This window comes from Streptomyces paludis (assembly GCF_003344965.1).
In the GTDB taxonomy this organism is placed as follows: Bacteria; Actinomycetota; Actinomycetes; order Streptomycetales; family Streptomycetaceae; genus Streptomyces; species Streptomyces paludis.
On record NZ_CP031194.1, the window covers coordinates 2,482,793 to 2,502,259 of the forward strand.

Sequence of the window (19,467 nt, forward strand, 5' to 3'; positions counted from 1 at the left end):
ACCGGGTGGCTGTGTCCTTGGCCTTCCTGTGGCTCATCTGGGTAGCGTCGTCCGGTCAGGCGATCAGGACTGGCTGGGACGGGTGGCGCAGCCTGTTTGACGGCTTCCCCCTCTGGGGCTGGGTGCTTGCCCTGTGGCTGGTGGTCCTCCGGCCGTTTCTCTACCCCCGGCCCACTCCGGGGCTGGTGCTCCCCGGGGAGGATCTCCGGCCCTCGGGATTCGGCTGGCGGGCCGTGGCGTTTCTCGGCGTCATGGCCACGACCCTGCTCGTCCTCGTGGTCAATGGCCCGCTCCTCGGGCTGGCCTTCCGCGAGGGCACCTGGGCTGACTCGATCGCCGGGCTGGGCGACTTCCTCGCCAGTGCCGCCTTTCTCGTCCCGACGGCCCTGATAGCCGGGTTCCTCTTCCTGTCCCCGGCGATATGGCCCTCAGAGGCATGGGCGAGACGGGTCAGGGCCCGGCTGGCGGGTGGCCGCCCGGCCAAGGGGAAGCCGTAGCCCGTAACCCATCCCCTATCACCCGTCACCCATCACCCATTCGCCGACGAATCTCACTTTCCCAAGAACCGCGACCATGATCAATTGGTTGTAGTGGCACCCGCGATGTGCGGGCTGTACGGGGACGGGGACGGGGACGGAATGAACGGCTGGACAAGACGTGCGGCATGGGAACTTGCCGCGGTGTATGCGCTGGCGGCGGCGGTCCATGTGACGGGGGTGATCAGCGTGTTCGTCTGGAACGGATGGGTGCTGCTGCACTTCGTACCGGCGAGCGTCGGCTCCCTGATCGGTGCCCGCTGCGTTCATCGGGCCATCCGCCCAGTCGCCGTAGCCCCCGCCACCGTCCCTGCCGAAATCATCCCTGAGGTGGCATCTGTCGCGGAACGCCCCCGCTCCACGGCCGGAGTTCAGTAGGTTGGCGCCATGCCTTCCGTACTGATTGTTGGTTATGACCCGCACTCCATCCCGGACTCCGACGCCGAGGCCCTGCTCAAGCAGCTCGACCAGGAGATGGCCCGCTTCGAGGGGCTCGGCATCAGCGCGACCGCGGCCCTGGTCACGGCGGACGAGTCCACCGAGCCCGCCCTCGTGGCGCAGTTGGCCGACCGGCCGTGGGATGTCGTCGTCATCGGCGCCGGTGTCCGTACGCCCGAGCCGGCGCTCGTCCAGTTCGAGCGCATCGTGAACCTGGTCCGGCGGTACGCGCCGCAGGCCGCCGTGGCCTTCAACACCGGCCCGGACACCAGCGTCGAGGCGGCTCAGCGCTGGATCTGATCGCGGAGGGGGCAGAGGAGGGGTGGGGGCATACAGATGGCCGCCCCGCCTCAGAGCAGGGGCAGCATCGACTTCGTCAGCTCCCCGCGCGGGCTGTAGACCACGCACATGATGTCGCGGTCGCCGCCCGCCCACGTCTCCGCCGTCGGCAGGACCGGATAGAAGTCGAGCGCGGACTCCGCCGTCTCCCGCTCGCCCCACTGCTCGCGGAAGCCGCGCTCGCAGCCGCGCCGGGCGAACTCCGCGAGCGCGGGGCGGTCATAGGCGCCGTCGTCGGCCAGCAGGAAGCCGTACGACTGGTTTGCCGCGCCCTCGTCGCACGCGCGGTAGAGCACGACCTTCTCGTCGGCCGTCACGGAGTACGTGGGGTCGGTGAAGCACTCCGCGCCCTCGATGTTGAGGATGCCCGGCGTCGCGGCCGTAATGAAGGTGTCGTCCTTGCGCATGACCGTGGGCGAGGGCTCGACCAGCAGCGTCCCCAGCGCGAGCAGGCTGGGAACGGCGGCCAGCAGCCGGGGAGTTCGACGTCGGCGTACGGGCGCAAGAGGCACGGCATCCAGCACGGCATCCACCTGACCGGGGAGAACGGGTAGTCGGGAGGGCAGAGAAGAGGGGGCTGAGAAGGGGGCGGCGTGCCCCCTCGGTACCGACCGACCATAGGCGGCGCCGAATGAACGTCAGATCCCGTACGGGCAAAGCCCAGGCGGACAGCCGACGACAAACGGGCACGCGGCTCGGCGCGCCACCGCGCCACTGTTCCGCCGCCGTACAGATCAACATAAGTAAAAGTTAAGTCAACGCTGATTAAATTTCTGGCAATCCAGGCAACCGCCATGGAACGCGCTTTTACGTGCTTTCTCTCCTCAAAGGGATACGGCTCTCCTGTGAACGATGTCAGAAGCCCCTGGACCCATGCCTCCCGCCGCGTGAAGATCACCACGACCGGTGTCGCCGTCCTGGTCGTCGCCGGTGTGGTGGCCGGCCCCGCCGCCTTCGGCGACAACGCGACGCCTCCCGTCAAGGTCCCCGCCGCCGAGGTCCACAAGCCGTCCGCGATACCGGACCGCATCCTGCTCACGCCCACCACCACCCCCGCCACCAGCCAGAAGGTGACCTGGCGCGCCAAGGCCGAAGCCCCTTACGCTCAGGCGCAGTTCATGGAGGCGCCGCGCGCGCTCGGTGATGTGGCCCCGGCGGCGGGCGCGGTCACCTCCGTACAGGCGGAGGCGACCAACTCGGTCAACACCTCGCTCGGTTACGCCTCCACGTACCACACCGCGCAGTTCACCGGCCTCAAGCCAGCCACCCGCTACACCTACCGCGTCGGTGACGGCACCAACTGGAGCCCGTGGACCGACTTCACCACGGCCGCCGCCGAGTTGAAGCCGTTCTCCTTCATCTACTACGGCGACGCGCAGAACTACATCGACTCGGCGGTCCCGCGCGTCTTCCGCAAGGCGTTCGCGGACCGGCCCGAGGCCAAGGTGGTCGTCAACGCCGGTGACCTCATCGACACGGCCAACAGCGAGGAGCAGTGGGGCCAGTGGTACCAGGCCGGCAGCTTCATCGACGCGCAGGTCAACAGCATCTCGGTGCCGGGCAACCACGAGTACAGCAACGGCCTGTCGAACTTCTGGCGCCCGCAGTTCCCGTACCCGGACAACGGCCCCGGTGACGCCGCGCTGAAGCAGACCGCGTACACCGTGGACTACCAGGGCGTGCGCTTCATCGCCCTGGACTCCAATGTGCAGAGCGACGCCAAGCTGATGGCCGCCCAGACCGCCTGGCTGGAGGGCCTGCTCAAGAACAACCCCAACAAGTGGACGGCCGTCACCTTCCACCACCCCGTCTACTCCACGACCGGCTCCCGCAACAACGCCGCCGTACGCGACCAGTGGGGCCCGCTCTTCGAGAAGTACGGTGTGGACCTGGTCCTCCAGGGCCACGACCACAGTTACGGGCGCGGCAACAAGACCGAGAACCGCAAGAGCGTCACCACGCACAACGGTGTCACGTACGTCGTCTCCGTCTCCGGCGGCAAGATGTACGCGCTCAACAACGGCGCCAACTGGACGGGCAACGGCGCCGAGCCGGTCGCCAACAGCGAGCGCACCCAGCTCTACCAGCTGATCGACGTGGAGAAGGACCAGCTGCGCTTCGAGGCCCGGTACGCCAACGGCGAGCACTTCGACGGGTTCACCGTCCGCAAGAACGCCAAGGGCGAGAAGACGGTCAACGAGATCCGCACCCCGGAGAACTCCGTGGGCGAGCACGTCACCGTCGACAAGACGAAGGTGTCCAACCGGCTCGGCACTGTGGACGTCTCGGCCTTCGGTTACGACCCGGGCGAGTCGGCGACCGTGTCCATGCGGCGCACGGACGGCAAGAAGGTCATCCTTCAGCTGCCGATCGGCGTGGCGAAGGCCGACGAGCTGGGGCGGCTGCGGCACACGGCCCGGCTGAACCCGCTGACCATGCCCAAGGGCACGTACGTGATCCACCTGGAGAGCAAGAACCAGAAGATCACCAGCCCGGTCATCACCGTCACCAACTGATTCGGTCGGCGTTCTCGCACCGTTCACCTCCCCGCCGGGACGGAGCCGGAGGCTCGGGTCCCGGCGGGGGTGTGCGCGCTCCGCCCCTCGACTGACCCCTCGCCCCGGCCGCTCAGGAGAACAGATCCCTTGACCACCGACCAGCCGCCACGAGCGCAAGGACCGGCGCGCGGCACCGGGGCCGCGTCCCGGGCGGTCCGGGCCCAGTCCCGGTCCCGGGCCCGCAGGGTTACGGTCGTACGGGCCGCAGCGCTGCTCGTAACCCTCGTACCCCTCGTATCCCTGGCTTCCCTCGCCCTCGCCCTCGCGGCCCCGCCCGCGTCCGCGCACCCCTTCGGGCCGCCGTCGACCGCCGGGATCAGCGCGCAGGGTTCCCGGATCTCCCTCTCCTGGCAGGCCGAGGCGGACGACTGGGTCGCGCTGGGCCATTCGCTGCGCGCCTTCGACTCTCCCGACGACGACCCGGCCTTCACCGAGCTGACCGGCGAACAGAAGCTCCAGCGCTCCAAGGCCGTCCACACGTACCTGCTGCGGCATATCGAGGTCCGCCAGGCCGGACGCGCGTGCCGGGCCACGGTGGCACCGCTGGAGGGGCTGCTCGACCAGGGGGCCCGCTTCACCTTCGACTGCCCGGAACCGCTGGTGGAGGCGGATGTCACGCTCAGCCCGCTCACCGATCTGAACGAGTCGTACCGCACGATGCTCACGGCGGAGGGCGCCGCCACCCCCAAGCAGTCCCTCTTCACCTCCGCCGCCCCGACCCACCGGCTGCGCTTCACCGCCTCCGGCGACGGCGTACGGAACACCGTGACCGCCGTGGCCACGGGCACCGCCATCGCCGCACTCGCCGCGCTGGCCGTACCAGTCACGCGCCGAGTACGCAGAGCGCGGCAGCAGACGACCAACACGCCCTCGGGGAGCGCGACATGACGGATCTCGGCAGCCTGGACAGCCGACTGGTCGCCCTCTTCGACGGCCGTACGGTCTTCTGGGTCGCGCTGGTCGTGGCCCTGGGCGTCGGCGCGGCCCACGCCGTCGCCCCCGGCCACGGCAAGGCCATCACCGCCGCCTACCTGGCCGGTACGCGAGGCCGCTACCGTGACGCGGCGCGCCTCGGGGTGATCGTCGCCGCGATGCACACCTTCTCGGTGCTGGTACTCGCCCTGTTGTGGGTGGGCGTCAGCGGATTGGCAGCCACGGGTACGCGGACGATCACGGGGTGGATGCAGGCGGTGGCAGGGATCGTGGTGGTCGGGGTGGGGGTGAACCTGGTGTACCGGCATGTACGGGGACGCGGGCACGGGCATAGCCACGGGCACGGCCACAGCCACACGCACAGCCATGCACACGGCCACAAGCACGACCACGACCACGCCGACGTCAACAGCGACCACCCCCACCCCCACCCCCACGAACACCCGTCTCCGCCTCCGCCTCCGACCGACCCCTGGTCCCGGCGCGGCCTGGCCGCTCTCGCGCTCTCCGGGGGTCTACTGCCTTCCCCGTCCGCCTTCCTGGTGCTCGTGAGCGGCCTGCTGACCGGCCGCGCCCTGGGCGCCGTCGTCCTGGTCATCGTGTTCGGCATCGGGATGGCGCTGACCCTGACAGGCGTCGGCGCCGCCTCCATCAGCGGCTTCGCCTTCCTGGAACGCCGCTTCAGCGGCGGCACTGCGGCCCGGCGCCTGGCGTCCTGGACCCCGGTCGTAGCCGGGGCCACCGTGGCAACGGGCGGCTGCCTCTACCTGCTCGCCGCCGTCACCACACTCGCGGCCTGACACCGGCGGCTACTCGAAAGCGAGGACGAGCACTAGGACGAGCACTAGGACGCGCAATAGCCCCGTCCACACGCCACGGAACGACGCGCGGACGGGGCCGACCAGGCGACCGCCTACGCGGTCACCGGCTCGAAGTAGCCTGGCGTCCGGAACAGTCCCGCGAACGTACCGGGGCCGTGGCGGTCGTCGAGCCATGCCCCGAGCGTCGTTGTGTCGCCGCTGATGACGGCCGCGAGCAAGCGCGTGTGGCACTCATTTTCCTCCCCCGGGGCGAACTCTTCGAGGAAGTGCAAGTACCGCCGGTTCACGCCCATTTCGTAGTGCCGAAGTGCTGCGGCATATTGTGTCTGTTCCGCGCTTTCCGGCACATCCACCGCTCGCCGGCTGTCCTCTTTGGTGAGCGTTCCCGTCACGTCCCTGAAGGCGAGCGCACCAAGAACGTCCGTGGGTTCCGTGAAACCGAACCGTTCAGCGGTCTTCCGGGTGATGGAGCGCGCTTCCTTGTCGCACGCGCCCTCCATGACGATTCCGAGGTTGCGCGTGTGGCGGCTTCCGCGCTCATCGGCAACCGAGTACGACTGTCCGGTCACGCGACGGTAGTTGATTCCGTACTGAGTACGGACTGGCAAGCCTGCCACCTCCGCATATCGCCGACGCGATCCGTAGTGAAGGCAGTCATGGGCGTACGCACGCAGCAGGTCGAGCAGCGCCAGCGAGGGGCGTTCAGGATTCCGGCGTTCCATGGGGCCGTGCATGGTGATGACAGCGACCATTTGGAGATGCCGGTAACCCTGGTTCGGGTGGTGGAATCCGCCGAAGGCCCCAGCGCGCGAGGATTCGCAGCCGACCAACACCCGGTCGAGCGGGAGCATCCTCGACAACCCGTAACCTGTGTAACGACGTTGGGCGTTCTCCACACCGGCGCGGAAAGGAGTGGTGTCGATCCCGTCGGCCGCCCATAGGCTGAGGATTTCCGAGAGCGGGTGGAAAACGTGGGCGGGGTGCGTTCCCGTGAGTGGGGACGTGTCGGCGCGCATGGCAGAGAGGGCCGCCATTGCCCGCGCTCCCGTCACGGACTCGTTCGGGGCCAGTTCCGTTAAGTCGGGGTACCCGACTTGATGAGCTGAATGTGAGACTCTTGCATCCCCTCCGGGAGCATGTCCGGGCTGAACCACTTTGCCTCCAGAATCTCGAAGTCGTCAATCTTGAGCGTTCCACCCACGTGCAGAGCCTCGTACGCGATTTCCAGGCGGAGCTTGTAGCCGCTGGTCACCTGAACCAGTCGCCCCGGCACCACGTCGAGGCCCGTTTCTTCTCGGACCTCCCGAACAATGGTCTTCGGGAATTCCTCACTCTTGATGGCGTACCCGGTAGGAAGACCCCACGGGCGGTCAGCGGGCCACATGCGGTGTTTCAACAGCAGGACTTCCCCCGCCTCATTGCGCACAATGCCCGTAACGCCGACCATGAATTTGGCGTGCGCGAACCACAGAACACGCCATTGCAGCGGGCCGCGAATGAGCTTCCACATTCGAGCAATGATTCGCTTCATATGCACCCTTTCGATAAGGCAAGCGGTGTCCAGCGCTTGCGATGCTGGCTCAACCTATGCCGTGGGGTGCAGGTCACGCCCAGGCTTCTCCGCACCCGCCCGGACGCTCTCGATCTGTCTCTCCGGCCAGCTGGTTGAACGTACGGGGGCTCGCACTGCGGGCCTGGTCACCCATGGGCGTCCGCGTGGTGGCGGATCATCCTGACGTTGCAGTCGCTCTGCTTGCTCCCGTCGCCGTTCGCCTGCGCCCGGTCGCGCTCCATAGCGACGTTGTCGCAGTGCGCGCACCCCGGGACCGGCTTCGGGTCACTCTCCAACCTCAACGGGAGATCTACGGGATTCTCCTGCGTGGTCCGTGTCCTGGTCGCCATGGTCACCATCCCGCTCGTTTCGGCAAGTCCGTTGCTGCCCGTTGGTCAAGACAAGCCTGATGAAGGTCCGCACACCACAGCAAAAGGGCCGCAACCCTGCCGCGCCCTGGCCGCACTGGCTACGCTGACCAGGGAAGACGTGTTCCTGAGAGGAGGCCGGCCACGATGACCAGCAGGCGACGGAGGTTGGCGGAGCGCCGGAAAGCGTGCGGGTTCAATCAGGAGGAGTTCGCGGAAGCAGTCGGCGCTGATCGCTCAACGGTCCAGCGCTGGGAGAGCGGAAAGAACGACCCCCAACCTTGGCAGCGCCCGAAGATCGCTAAGGCGTTGTCGATCACCTCAAGAGAACTTGACGTGCTGCTGATTCCTGACGCTTACGCCCCGCCGCAGTCTCGTGCCGGTTGGCTCACTGCCGCATCTCCGGATAGTGAAGACGAGTTTGACGCACTCGAATTGGCTCGACGGGTTTCAGCCAGCGACGTAGGGAAGGAGACATTGAATCGTCTCGAAGGTGCGTTTGATGAACTGGCTATGAAATACCCCGTGTCTCCTCCGCAAGACCTGCTCGAAAGAGTACGCAAGCATTCCGCGTATGTGACTCGCCTCATGGATGCACGCATGACGCTTACAGAACAGCGCCGCCTTTATGTGACCGGAGGCTGGTTCCAACTTTTGGGAGCCACTCTGCATATCGACCTGAACCAAGAGTGCGCCGCGACTGCCCGGTTGCAGACGGCAGCTACCCTCGCTCAGCACGCAGAGCACCGTGAAATTGAGGCATGGTGTTACGAAACGGACGCTTGGCGAGTGCTCACGGATGGCGACTACGCCCGCGCGCTGGAACTCTCTCTGATCGCACAGGAATTGGCGCCGACCGGAACATCGGCCGCAATCCAGGCAACAGCGCAAGAGGGGCGGGCGAGAGCGCGACTCGGAGAGGGGCCCGAAACGTACGCGGCGATAGACCGAGTTCAAAGAATGTCATCCGCAATGTCCCCACGCAAGGGAACTGAACATCACTACCAATATGATCCCGGTAAGGCCCTGGCTTATACGGCGACGACCCTTGCATGGATCGGAGATTCAGCAGCGGAGGACTACGCCCGCCAGGTAATCACCAGACTGGCGCCCAGTGGCGACGTGAAAAAATGGCCGCGCCGAGTGGCTTCAGCAAATATTGACTTGGCGCTGGCTTTACTTGGTGGTGACCGGCTGGACGAGGCGTGCAATGCGGCACAGCGGGCCATACTTTCCGGCCGCATCGTTCCTTCAAATCACTGGCGCGCGCTTGAAGTCGTTAAGGCCGTGGAGCGGCGACAGCTTCCGGAAGCGTCCGATCTGCGAGAGGCTTACCAGGGATTGAAGGCAATCCCTAAAGGAGACTGACTGGCCCGCCTGCACCTGAGAACGCAGAAATCCCCGCATCCGTCACCTGGTGTAGATGACGGCGCGGGGGCTCTGTGTTGCTGCGGATCCCTGCCGCTCAGCCAGCGGGCGGGTATGGGGTACCCGCCCGGTCAAACGGCGGACGCGAGCCACGCGCCGAAGGGTCTCAGTGCAGACCGTCCACGCGAGGAATTCCCGCCTGTGCCAGTAAGAATCACGTCTGGTGGGGGCCCTGTTCGGGGAGCTGCTCGAAGTGGAACGCCTTGATGAAGCAGTCCCGGGGCTGGCCGAGTGCGAAGAACACACACTCCGCGACGGATTGGGCCGTCAGCATGTCGCCGGAGCCGCGCGGTGTGGTCTCCCACTGCGGGGAGAGCGGATCCGGGTTGTGGAAGTCCGGCGGGTAGAGCGAGATGACCCGCACACCGTGGGGTCTCAGCCGCTTGGAGAGGACGTCGGCGAAGCCGGCCTGTGCGCTCTTCGCCGCGTAGAAGGCGGCGTGTGCGTCGGAGCGGTGGTGGCCGGGGAGCCCAGCCGCGGAGATCATGTTGACGATGTCCGGGCGGTCGGACGCGAGCAGCAGCGGCAGCAGGCGCTTCACCATCAGGACCGTGCCGGTGGCCCCGGAGGCGATGGTGTCGATCACGTCCTCGTCGCTAGCCGAGAGCAGATCCGGCCCCTCCAGCCAGCGGGCCCCATTGTTGACCAGCACGTCCACCCGGTCGGTACGTTCCGCCAGTTCGGCGGCAAACCACCGGATCGAGGCGGCTTCAGCCACGTCGCAGGCGAAGGCGTGCACCCGCTCATGCCCGAGGTCACGGATCTCGGCCGCCACGCGCCGCGACGCCTCCAGGGAACGGGAGGACAGATAGACCTCAGCCCCCTGCTGAGCGAAGCGGATGGCGAGAGTACGGCCGAAGTCACGGGCCGCACCCGTGATGACGACGCGTTGGTGTTCCAAGTTCATGCGAGTGCCGGACACGCCGACATCATCACAAGCCGTTCGTGGAGAGGGGAAGGAGACCTTCGGCCTAGGACTTCCCACCCCGACTGCACGCGCGTTCGAGCGGCATGGCCGGGTTTCTGTCCGGGTGTTGTACGGGTTCTGTCCGGTGCGCGGGGCGTGACTTTTCGCAGCGTCGAGGGGATTACGTAGCGAGCGAGGTCTCGTTTCGGAGGTGTACGCAGTGGGCGTGGACAACGGCGGTACGGGCACGGACAGCGGCGCGGCAGAGGGAGCGGACGGAACGGACGAGCCGGACTGGGAGCCCGGCTCCGACGAGGAGTCCGACGGGGTCATCACTGCGTTGGGCCGGCAGATCAAGCTCTGGCGGATGGCGGCGGGCCTGAGCCAGATCGAGTTCGGGGTGGCGATCGGGTACAGCGAGAACCAGGTCTACAAGGTCGAGGCCGGAAAACGCATCCCCAGACCGGAGTTCCTGGACAAGGCGGACAAGGTCCTGAAGGCGGGCGGCAGGATCTCCGCGATGAAGGCGGACGTGGCGGTCGTTCGCTACCCCCGGAAGGTCCGGAACCTGGCGAAGCTTGAGGCGGAAGCGGTAGAGCTGGGCGCATATGGAAACACCGTTGTTCACGGGCTTCTCCAAACGGAGGCGTACGCCCGCTCGCTGTACGGGCTACGGCGACCGGCTTACGATGACAACGAACTCGAACGTCTGGTGGCCGCCCGGCTGGGGCGGCAGAGCATCTTCGATCGGCGGCCCTTCCCTTTGCTCACGTTCGTGCAGGAAGAGGCGGTGCTCCGGCGGCCCGTCGGAGGCAGAATGGTATTGCGGGGACAGCTCGAACACCTCCTGAAAATTGGCAAGTTGCGGCACGTCGAAATCCAGGTGATGCCCACATCGGCCGAGGAGCACTCAGGCTTGGGCGGCTCGCTCCAGGTACTGAAGCTCCAGAACGGCGCGACAGTGGGGCACAACGAAGTCCAGCTCATCAGTCGTGTGATCTCCGACCCCAAGGAGGTCCAGATCCTCGATATGCGCTATGGGATGATCCGATCGCAGGCACTGAGGCCACGAGAATCGATGGCCTTCATTGAGAAGCTTCTTGGAGAAACATGACTCTCAAGCCCTCTGCCGGAGACGGCTCCGCGCCGAGGTGGACGAAAAGCAGCTACAGCACCAACGACGGCCCGGAGTGCGTCGAGGTCGCCGCCACCCCTCACACCATCCACGTCCGCGACACCAAGGACATCCGCCTCCCCCACCTGGGCTTCGCCCCCACCGCCTGGGGGGACTTCGTCACGTACGCGTCAGGGCGCGGGCGCGTGCAGGCCGGCCAGTAGACCGCGTCTGCGTCGGCCGCCGGGGTGGCTACCGTACGGCGGACAGCTCGCGCTCCCCCACCGTCTGCCCGCCGCTCCGCTCTCCCGTAGGCCGGAAGCCGAGCCCCAGGTAGAAGCCCTCGGGGCCGTCCTCGCCCGGCTCCCAGGTGGTGGTGAAGCGGGTGCCGCCCCGGCGGGCGATCTCGGCGGCCACGGCCTCGACCGCGAAGCGGCCGTAACCGCGCCCCTGTTCACCGGCCGCGATGTTGAGGCGCCAGAGGCCGGAGCGGATGTCGGTGCCCGTGCCGTCGCCCTTGAAGTCGATGCCGAGGAAGGCCATCAGGAAGCCGACCGGCCTCCGGTCACCGTCCACGATCAGGCGCGGCCAGGCCACACCGGGATGTACGTATGCCTCGGCCAGCGACTTCACGACCGGTGCGACGAACCGTTCCTGATCGGGGTGGACCCGTACACCGAGCGCGGCGTCGAGGTTGGCCGGAGTGATCTCCTCCAGCCAGGGTGCGTTCCGAGGGGCGTTTACGGTGGTCATGCGGGCTCCGGGGCCAGGAGGGCGTGTTCGGTGAACTGGCCGCAGGGGTGGAAGCCCAGGCGTCGGTAGACGGGTTCGCCGTCGGTGGACGCCTGGAGTACGGCGGTGCCGTGGTCCAGGTCGACGGCGGTGCGGAGCGCGGCGAGGGTGATGGCGCCGCCGTAGCCGCGTCGGCGGTGGGCGGTCAGGGTGCTGATGTTGTAGATCCCGGCGACACCGGCATGGAGGAAGACCTCGGCCGAGCAGACCGGACGGCCGTCGACGTAACCGACCAGGTAGCGGGCCGGGCTGTCGGGCGCCAGGGCCGACGCCTGTTCGGCGGCGGCGAGGGTGAAGAAGCGGCGGACGGTGTCGGCGGGCGGATCCCAGTTGGCGGCGAGGACCGTGGCGTAGTCGTCCAGTTGCTCAGGCGTGGTCACCGGGCGGATATCGAGTCCCTCCGGTACGTCCGGTACGTACGGACGCGGCGCGGTGTCGGTCAGCTCGGCCCACATCGCCGTCTCGCGCTCAGCGACGGGCAGACCGGCGGCCGAGAGGCGCGCGCTCAGATCGGCCGGTGCGGACGCGGGCCCCACCCACCAGGAGAACGGGCGGCCGGTCGCGGTCAGAGCCCGGAGGGTCTCAGCGATCCGCGCCGGGGCAGTCGCCTCGGTGAAGCGGGCGGCGGCGACGATGTTGAAGGTGTCGTCGTCGAGACCGCTGTCGGCGATGAGGAGGTCATCGGCCTCGGCGGTGCTCGCGCCTGTCATCCGCCGGTGGAGGTGGGCGGCGTGTTCCGCGAGGTTCTGCTCCATCCTGCGCAGCAGGTCGTGCTCGCCCGGGTCCGGCCCTGTCATCCGCTTCATGTTGGCCGATCACATCACGTCGGTCCGGCGGTCGGCCAACGGTTTGCGGGCGCAGCCGTCAGCTCCGTAGCTCAGTAGCTCCGTAGCCCAGTCAGCAGGCCGGGACCTTCTCGTCCTGCTTCCCCAGCGCCTTCAGCGCCGAGACCGCGCCCTTGAGCGTGGTCACCGGGATCAGCCGCATCCCCTTCGGCAGCTCGCTCTTCGCGTCCGAGCACTCCGCCTTCGGTACGAGGAAGACGGTCGCCCCGTCGCGGCCCGCCGCCTGGGTCTTGAGCGCGACCCCGCCGACGGCGCCGACCTCGCCGTCGCCCGTGATCGTGCCCGTACCGGCGATGACGCGGCCACCGGTGAGGTCGCCGCCCGTGCCGTCGCCGTCGAGCTTGTCGACGATGCCGAGCGCGAAGAGGAGGCCGGCGCTGGGGCCGCCGACGTCGGAGAGGTGGAGGGTGACGTCGACGTTCCTCGGGTTCTTGCCGAGGTAGCCGAGGGCGGCGCGGGTCGCGGAGTCCTGCGACTGGACCATGTCGTGGACGTTGTGCTGCCGGATCTCCTTGTCGGACTTGCCCGACGGATAGACCGCCTCGCGCGGCAGCACGGCCCGGTCCGTACGGAACCAGCCCGCGACCACATCGCCGAAGTCGACGTCCGTGGACGGGCCCGTCGCCTCGATGGTCGTCATCCGCAGCTGGCCCGTGGTCTCGCGGGTGGGCGTGTCGCCGGTGATGGTGATGATCTGGCGGCCCTGGTTCGCGCCGAGGACGTTCGCCGTCATGCCCGGCTGCGCCACGGCGTACGGCAGCGGCGCGACCCCGACGACGACGAACAGCGCGACGATCGGAACGGCGCAGAGCGCGAGGGCGCCGGGGCGCGTGAGGCGAGAGAACACCCGGTCAATCTATCGGTCGCGCTGTGAGCCGTGCGCAAGGGCGGACGGGGGGACGGACGGGAACCCCCGGTCGCGCTGTTGCGCCCTGCGCCACCCGCCCTGCGCCCGGGAAGCAGCCGTACGCCCGGGAACCGGCCGTACGCCACCCACCGCACCCGCCACCCACCCGGCGAACCGTTTCAGCGCAGCGCGTCCGCCACTTCCCGCGCCGCGTCGAGCACCCGCGGACCGACCCGTTCCGGTACGGCGTCCGCCAGCATCACCACGCCCACGCTGCCCTCGATCCCCGTCACCCCGATCAGCGCCGCCGCCGCCCCGCTCGCGCCCGCCTCCAGCTCGCCGGCGGTCAGGGTGCAGGCCGGTTCGCTGTAGGCGTTCTGCCGGGCGGCGAGTATCGCCCGGCCCGCCGCGCCGCGTTCGAGCGAGTGCCGGAAGCCGGTGCGGTACGCGACGTGGTAGTCGGTCCAGGTCGGCTCGACGACCGCGACGGCCAGCGCCTCCGCCCCGTCGACGAGCGTCAGATGGGCGGTGGCGCCGATGTCCTCGGCGAGCGAGCGCAGCGCGGGCAGCGCGGCCTCCCGTACGAGGGGATGCACCTGCCGGCTCAGCCGCAGCACACCGAGCCCCACCCTGGCCCGGCCGCCCAGGTCGCGGCGGACCAGGGCGTGCTGTTCTAGGGTGGCGAGCAACCGGTAGACGACGGTCCGGTTGACCCCGAGCCGGTTGGACAGTTCGGTCACGGTCAGCCCGTGATCGGTGTCGGCGAGCAGTTTGAGGACCCGTAGTCCTCGGTCCAGCGTCTGGGAAGTCTCCGCGGTCACGACGCCCTCTCCTTCGGAGTGAGAATTCGGAGTGAGTGACGACGGCACTCTCACGACCTGCGGCACCGGTCCCGTCGGTGACACACGGAGAGGCCACCGGTGGCCTGACGCCACCGGATGCGCTACGCGGCGGAGTTGCCACGGAGCGTTTACGTTTCGGGGACACTAACCACTGGACTCCGCTCAGCGGAAGCCCTGGTCCAGAATCCGGGCACAGGAGGCGACCGGCCGATAACGGAACGGAGTTGATCTTCCGTGTATGCCGGCTTGGCCGACCGGTCGAACGCGCCCTGAAAAACGGCTGGTTCGGGCGTTTATTTCGGTGATGTCGGCATATGGATGCGGCTGCCACCCGAAAGGGCAGCAGCCGCAGTCATATGCGCCGCACACGCGGGGTGACGCTGGGTGATAATTCGTCGCGCATATCTTTACTCAGCAGCGCATCCATCTCGACGGTCCCGCCGCACGGGACGGACGCGCCCCGGTCACTCAGCGCGTCGAGCGCAGGCGCGACACCCAGCGCTTTTCGGTCACTCACCGCGCCGCACCAGAAGCACTCGGTGACCCAGGGGGCCGACAGCGCCCCTCAGCGCATCCGCGTCGCCCACTCCCCCACCTTCGCGATCCGCTCCCGCAGCTGACCCGCCGTCGCCTCCGCGCTCGGCGGCCCGCCGCACACCCGGCGCAGCTCGGTGTGGATCACCCCGTGCGGCTTGCCGCTCTGGTGGACGTACGCGCCGACCATCGTGTTGAGCTGCTTGCGCAGCCCGAGCAGCTCCTTGTGGGAGACCACGGGCCGCTTCTCGGCGGGCAGCTCCAGCAGGTCCGCCTCCGCGTCCGGCTTCTTACGGCTGTGCGCGATCTGCCGGGCCTGCCGCTTCTGGAGCAGCATCTGCACCTGGTCCGGTTCCAGCAGGCCGGGGATGCCGAGGTAGTCCTGCTCCTCCTCGCTGCCGGGGTGCGCCTGCATGCCGAAGGCGGCGCCGTCGTACATGACCCGGTCGAAGACGGCGTCGGACTCCAGCGCCTCGAACGTGAACTGCTCCTGTTCGCCGGTGTCCTCGTCCTGGAGCTTCTCGGCCTCCGCCATCTCCTTCTCGGACTCGGCGTAGGGGTCGTCCTCGCCCTTCTTCGGCTTGTCGAGCACATGGTCGCGCTCGACCTCCATCTCGGAGGCGAAGCCGAGCAGGCCGGGGATGGTCGGCAGGAACACGGACGCGGTCTCGCCGCGCCGCCGGGACCGTACGAAACGGCCCACGGCCTGCGCGAAGAAGAGCGGGGTGGAGATGGTCGTGGCGTACACACCGACGGCGAGACGGGGGACGTCGACGCCTTCGGACACCATGCGGACGGCGACCATCCAGCGGTCGTGGTTCGCGCTGAACTCGTCGATACGTTTGGACGCGCCGGTGTCGTCGGAGAGGACGACGGTCGCCTTCGAGCCGGTGATCTCCCGGATGATCTTGGCGTACGCGCGGGCCGAGTCCTGGTCGCTGGCGATGACCAGGGCGCCGGCGTCGGGGATGCCCTTGCGGACCTCGGTGAGCCGGCGGTCGGCGGCGCGCAGGACGTTGGGCATCCAGTCGCCGCGCGGGTCGAGGGCGGTGCGCCATGCCTGGGAGATGGCGTCCTTGGTCATCGGCTCGCCGAGCTTGGCGGCGATCTCGTCGCCGGCCTTGGTGCGCCAGCGCATGTTGCCGCTGTAGCTGAGGAAGATGACGGGGCGGACGACGCCGTCGCCCAACGCGTTCCCGTAGCCGTACGTGTAGTCGGCGGAGGAGCGGCGGATGCCGTCGTTGCCCTCCTCGTACGCGACGAACGGGATGGGGTTGGTGTCGGAGCGGAACGGCGTCCCGGTCAGCGCGAGCCGCCGGGTCGCCGGCTCGAACGCCTCCAGGCATGCCTCGCCCCAGGACTTGGAGTCACCGGCGTGGTGGATCTCGTCGAGGATGACCAGGGTCTTCCGCTGCTCGCACCGGTTGCGGTGCAGCATGGGCCGCACGCCGACACCGGCGTAGGTGATGGCGACGCCGTCGTACTCCTTGCTCACCGGTCCCGCGCTGTACTCCGGGTCCAGCTTGATGCCTATACGGGCGGCGGCCTCGGCCCACTGCTTCTTCAGGTGCTCGGTGGGCGCGACGACGGTCACCTGCTGCACGACGTGGTGGTGCAGCAGCCAGGACGCCAGGGTCAGCGCGAAGGTCGTCTTCCCGGCGCCGGGGGTCGCGACGGCGAGGAAGTCGCGCGGCTGCGTCTCCAGATATCTGCCGAGGGCGTTCTCCTGCCAGGCGCGCAGCTTGTTGGCGGTGCCCCAGGGGGCGCGGCCGGGAAACGCGGGTGAGAGGTGATGGGAGGAGGGGGAGGAGGCGGTAGTAGTCACGGTCTCCGGTTCGGCGCTCGGGGTCGGCACGCGTGGGCGGGGGCCGCGAGGGCGGGGACCGCGCGTACGAGGACCGGGCCACCCTACCCGCGCGACGGCCCGGTCCTCGTATGAACCGAGGGGTCGGCGGACAGGTGGGACGGGCGCCACACCGTCATCGGCTCAGCGCGCGAAGCGCGGGAGCAGCTCAGCGATCTTCGGCATCTCCAGCTCGCCCTGGCAGACGCTCAGCACGAACCGTTCCGCTTCGTCGACGTCGAAGTCGGGTCGCAGCGGATGCCCGTTCAGGTGCAGAAGGACCCAGGTTGCATACCAGGCGATGCGCTTGTTGCCGTCCACGAGCGCGTGATTGCGTGCCAGCGATTCCATCAGGGCAGCGGCCTTCTGCCATACGTCCGGATAGGCATCCTGGCCGAACACGCTCGCCTGCGGGCGCGAGAGGGCCGAGTCGAGCAGCCCGTAATCACGCACCTCGTCGGTGCCGAGATTCTTGGCGAGGCCGAGACTCTCCGGCAGCGTCAAGTAGTACATCAGGCGAGCCTCCGGTTCAGCTCCTCACTCGCTCTCAGCACGTGGGCCGCCGCCTCGTTGAAGAGGCGGGCGCGCTCGTTCACAGCGGTCATGACCGCGTCGTGCGCGAAGGACTGCATACTGCGCCCCTCAGCATCAGCACGATCGCGCAGGGCGTCCAGCTCTTCTTCGGTGAACCTCAGATTCAGACCAGCCATGGCGCCATGGTACCGAGTGGTACCGCGTGGGGCCCAAAGAGTTGTTCACCGGACCGGACCCGGCCCCCCACCTGCTATCGCCCGGGAACCGGCCCCGCCGCCGGGACCCGTACCCGCAGGGCCACCCAGACCCCCGCCAGGGCCACCATCGCCATCGGGAGGAAGACCGCCACGAAGGCCGCCGGGTGGGAGCCGGTGGTGGCGGCGGTTGCCGCGTCGGTGGCGGCGCTGTGGCCCACCGCGCCGCCGCCCAGGGCGGCGAAGGCCGTGCCGCCCGCCGCGAGGAGGAGGACGTTCGAGAGGCCGTCGGACATCTGGAGCGCCGCCGAGTTCGCGCCCGCCTCCTCCGGCGCCGAGAGCTTGAAGAGCAGCACGCTCGTCGAGGCCAGCACCGCGCCCATGCCGAGACAGCCGACGCCCCAGCCGACCGCCAGGACCCAGACCGGGACGGCCTCGATCAGTACGGTCGGCGCGATGGCGATCGCCAGCGCGACCAGCACCATGCCGCCCGCCATCAGCGGCTCGCGGTACGGCTCCAGGCGCGGCCGGGACTGTACGTACGAACCGAGCGCCCATGTCGCGCCGCCCGCCGCCAGCGAGAGACCGGCCATGGTCGGGGAGAGGCCGCGCTGGGTGACGAGCATCAGCGGCACAAAGCTCTCCGCCGCGATGAACGACCCCGCCGCGACCCCCCGGAGCAGCACCACCGACGGCAGCCCGCGAGCCGCGCGCCAGGTGCCGGCCGGGAGCAGCCCGAGCACGGCGGGCACGAGGAACGCGATCCCGGCCACCGCCGGCAGGAGCGAGAGCCAGCGCGCCTCCTGGCCCGCGTACTGGAGCAGCGCCGCGCCCAGCGAGATCGAGAGCGCGAGCCGGATCCGGCGCGCGTCGAACGCGGGCACGGGTCCCGACGGGTCGGCCGGCCCGGACGCCGTCCGCCGTATCGCGGGCAGCGCGAGCGCCAGCGGCGGCAGGACGAGCACGGGGATGCCGACGAACACCCAGCGCCAGCCGAGGTGCTCGGTGATCGTCCCGGCGGCGAGCGGCCCGACCACCGACGGGATCACCCAGCTCGCGGCGAACGCGGCCATGATCGCGGGCCGCAGCCGTTCCGGATACGCGCGGCTCACGACGACGTACAGCGCGACGATCACCAGCCCGCCGCCGAGCCCCTGCACGGCGCGGCCGAGGATGAACAGCAGCATCGTGGACGCGGTGCCCGAGACCATCAGCCCGGCGGCGAACGCGCTGATCCCGGTGGCGAGCGGCGCCAGCGGCCCGCTGCGGTCGGCCCACTGCCCGGACAGCACCATCGCGAAGAGGCTGGTGGTGAAGTACGCCGAGAACGCGAACGCGTACAGCGACACGCCGTGCAGCTCCCGCGCGGCCACCGGCATCGCCGTACCGACGGCGGTCGCCTCGAAGGCGATCAGCAGCACGACGGAAACGATGCCGATGCTGAGCGCCCGGTGCGCCGGCCCGAGCACCCCGCGCTCGGGCGTCGGCGCGGGGGCGGGGGCGGGGGCGGGCGCTTGGGCTGGTGCTGGTGCGACGGCGGCGTCGTACGGATCCGGGACGGTCATTGCCTCAGCGTAAGGGGCTTGTCCCTGTTTGAGCCCTGGCGCGAGGTGTATCCGCCCTGGTCCCTTGGTCGTAAGCCGTTCATGAACGGCGTATGGCAGTCGCGTTGCACGGCGCCCGGGACCCTTGAGCGGGTGAGGTGCGGGGGCCTACCTTCGAGAAGGCAAGAGGAAAGCAGAGAACGCAGAGAACAGCGAACAACAGCAGTTGCCCGGCCGTGTGCCCGAGTGGTTCAGGGGCTCGATTGCAAATCGAGTTACGTGGGTTCGATTCCCGCCACGGCCTCCATACAGAGCGGCCCGTCCCCTCCGGGGGGCGGGCCGCTCCTCGTGTCAGCCCGATGCCCCGCCGTGAGGTTAGCGGGTGAGCATCGTGCCGAGTTCCCGCCGAAGCGGGGCTGGACGGCGGGCTGCCCATGCCGTTCTCCTGCACGGTCGGCAACTGCGGCGAATGCCGGGGCAGCGGAGTGACGAAGTACT

General features: G+C 68.8%; 20 protein-coding genes and 1 tRNA gene. 9 read left to right on the forward strand and 12 right to left on the reverse strand.

What is annotated here, in order from left to right; all coding sequences use genetic code 11:
* Positions 1-5: 5 nt before the first annotated feature.
* On the forward strand, positions 6-497 hold the full coding sequence (locus tag DVK44_RS10665) for a hypothetical protein (protein WP_114659456.1): 492 nt from the start codon (positions 6-8) through the stop codon (positions 495-497).
* A 426-nt stretch (positions 498-923) separates the two neighbouring features.
* Positions 924-1,274 (forward strand): SGNH/GDSL hydrolase family protein, encoded by a 351-nt coding sequence (locus DVK44_RS10670; RefSeq protein WP_114659457.1) that lies wholly within the window; start codon positions 924-926, stop codon positions 1,272-1,274.
* Between the two features lie 50 nt (positions 1,275-1,324).
* On the opposite strand, the gene DVK44_RS10675 is transcribed toward DVK44_RS10670, so the two are convergent.
* Positions 1,325-1,837: a hypothetical protein gene (locus DVK44_RS10675; RefSeq protein ID WP_114659458.1), complete on the reverse strand. Its 513-nt coding sequence runs from the start codon at positions 1,835-1,837 to the stop codon at positions 1,325-1,327.
* Between the two features lie 321 nt (positions 1,838-2,158).
* Between DVK44_RS10675 and DVK44_RS10680 the strand changes: the two genes are divergently transcribed.
* From DVK44_RS10680 to DVK44_RS10690, 3 genes are all read left to right on the forward strand, one after another.
* Positions 2,159-3,829, forward strand: a complete 1,671-nt coding sequence (locus DVK44_RS10680; RefSeq protein ID WP_228447079.1) for a purple acid phosphatase family protein — start codon at positions 2,159-2,161, stop codon at positions 3,827-3,829.
* Between the two features lie 129 nt (positions 3,830-3,958).
* Positions 3,959-4,759: a hypothetical protein gene (locus tag DVK44_RS10685; protein ID WP_114659460.1), complete on the forward strand. Its 801-nt coding sequence runs from the start codon at positions 3,959-3,961 to the stop codon at positions 4,757-4,759.
* Entirely contained in the window at positions 4,756-5,604 is an 849-nt protein-coding gene (locus DVK44_RS10690) for a nickel/cobalt transporter (RefSeq protein WP_114659461.1), read from the forward strand. Before DVK44_RS10685 ends, DVK44_RS10690 begins: the two co-directional genes overlap by 4 nt.
* Positions 5,605-5,717: 113 nt before the next feature.
* On the opposite strand, the gene DVK44_RS10695 is transcribed toward DVK44_RS10690, so the two are convergent.
* The gene (locus DVK44_RS10695; protein WP_114659462.1) at positions 5,718-6,659 is read right to left on the reverse strand and encodes a hypothetical protein; all 942 of its coding nucleotides are present in this window, start codon (positions 6,657-6,659) and stop codon (positions 5,718-5,720) included.
* A gap of 41 nt (positions 6,660-6,700) precedes the next feature.
* Entirely contained in the window at positions 6,701-7,156 is a 456-nt protein-coding gene (locus DVK44_RS10700) for an NUDIX domain-containing protein (protein ID WP_114659463.1), read from the reverse strand.
* Positions 7,157-7,692: 536 nt separating this feature from the next.
* Here DVK44_RS10700 and DVK44_RS10710 point away from each other — a divergent pair.
* Entirely contained in the window at positions 7,693-8,913 is a 1,221-nt protein-coding gene (locus DVK44_RS10710; RefSeq protein ID WP_114659464.1) for a helix-turn-helix domain-containing protein, read from the forward strand.
* A gap of 214 nt (positions 8,914-9,127) precedes the next feature.
* Here the strand turns inward: DVK44_RS10710 and DVK44_RS10715 are convergent, their stop codons facing one another.
* On the reverse strand, positions 9,128-9,880 hold the full coding sequence (locus DVK44_RS10715) for an SDR family oxidoreductase (protein WP_114659465.1): 753 nt from the start codon (positions 9,878-9,880) through the stop codon (positions 9,128-9,130).
* A gap of 220 nt (positions 9,881-10,100) precedes the next feature.
* On the opposite strand from DVK44_RS10715, the gene DVK44_RS10720 reads away from it, so the two are divergent.
* Together DVK44_RS10720 and DVK44_RS10725 are read left to right on the forward strand one after the other, a co-directional pair.
* Positions 10,101-10,994 carry a helix-turn-helix domain-containing protein gene (locus tag DVK44_RS10720; RefSeq protein ID WP_408055305.1) on the forward strand — a complete coding sequence of 298 codons (894 nt, stop codon included), beginning with the start codon at positions 10,101-10,103 and terminating at the stop codon, positions 10,992-10,994.
* A complete protein-coding gene (locus DVK44_RS10725; protein ID WP_114659466.1) occupies positions 10,991-11,218 on the forward strand; it encodes a DUF397 domain-containing protein in 228 nt (75 codons plus the stop codon). The genes DVK44_RS10720 and DVK44_RS10725 overlap by 4 nt, the downstream gene beginning before the upstream one ends.
* A 28-nt stretch (positions 11,219-11,246) precedes the next feature.
* Here DVK44_RS10725 and DVK44_RS10730 read toward each other — a convergent pair whose 3' ends face one another.
* The 8 genes from DVK44_RS10730 to DVK44_RS10765 form a co-directional block, all read right to left on the reverse strand.
* The gene (locus tag DVK44_RS10730) at positions 11,247-11,747 is read right to left on the reverse strand and encodes a GNAT family N-acetyltransferase (RefSeq protein WP_114659467.1); all 501 of its coding nucleotides are present in this window, start codon (positions 11,745-11,747) and stop codon (positions 11,247-11,249) included.
* Entirely contained in the window at positions 11,744-12,541 is a 798-nt protein-coding gene (locus tag DVK44_RS10735; protein ID WP_114665048.1) for a GNAT family N-acetyltransferase, read from the reverse strand. Before DVK44_RS10735 ends, DVK44_RS10730 begins: the two co-directional genes overlap by 4 nt.
* A 142-nt stretch (positions 12,542-12,683) precedes the next feature.
* Positions 12,684-13,478: a S16 family serine protease gene (locus tag DVK44_RS10740; protein ID WP_114659468.1), complete on the reverse strand. Its 795-nt coding sequence runs from the start codon at positions 13,476-13,478 to the stop codon at positions 12,684-12,686.
* Between the two features lie 179 nt (positions 13,479-13,657).
* Positions 13,658-14,299: an IclR family transcriptional regulator gene (locus DVK44_RS10745; protein WP_114659469.1), complete on the reverse strand. Its 642-nt coding sequence runs from the start codon at positions 14,297-14,299 to the stop codon at positions 13,658-13,660.
* A gap of 586 nt (positions 14,300-14,885) precedes the next feature.
* Positions 14,886-16,679: a DEAD/DEAH box helicase gene (locus tag DVK44_RS10750; RefSeq protein WP_114659470.1), complete on the reverse strand. Its 1,794-nt coding sequence runs from the start codon at positions 16,677-16,679 to the stop codon at positions 14,886-14,888.
* Positions 16,680-16,841: 162 nt separating this feature from the next.
* On the reverse strand, positions 16,842-17,210 hold the full coding sequence (locus DVK44_RS10755) for a type II toxin-antitoxin system death-on-curing family toxin (RefSeq protein ID WP_114659471.1): 369 nt from the start codon (positions 17,208-17,210) through the stop codon (positions 16,842-16,844).
* Positions 17,210-17,407 (reverse strand): Arc family DNA-binding protein, encoded by a 198-nt coding sequence (locus DVK44_RS10760; RefSeq protein ID WP_114659472.1) that lies wholly within the window; start codon positions 17,405-17,407, stop codon positions 17,210-17,212. Before DVK44_RS10760 ends, DVK44_RS10755 begins: the two co-directional genes overlap by 1 nt.
* Before the next feature lie 74 nt (positions 17,408-17,481).
* A complete protein-coding gene (locus tag DVK44_RS10765) occupies positions 17,482-18,990 on the reverse strand; it encodes an MFS transporter (RefSeq protein WP_114659473.1) in 1,509 nt (502 codons plus the stop codon).
* Between the two features lie 211 nt (positions 18,991-19,201).
* Here DVK44_RS10765 and DVK44_RS10770 point away from each other — a divergent pair.
* A tRNA-Cys gene (locus tag DVK44_RS10770) sits at positions 19,202-19,276 on the forward strand.
* Positions 19,277-19,467 lie beyond the last annotated feature (191 nt).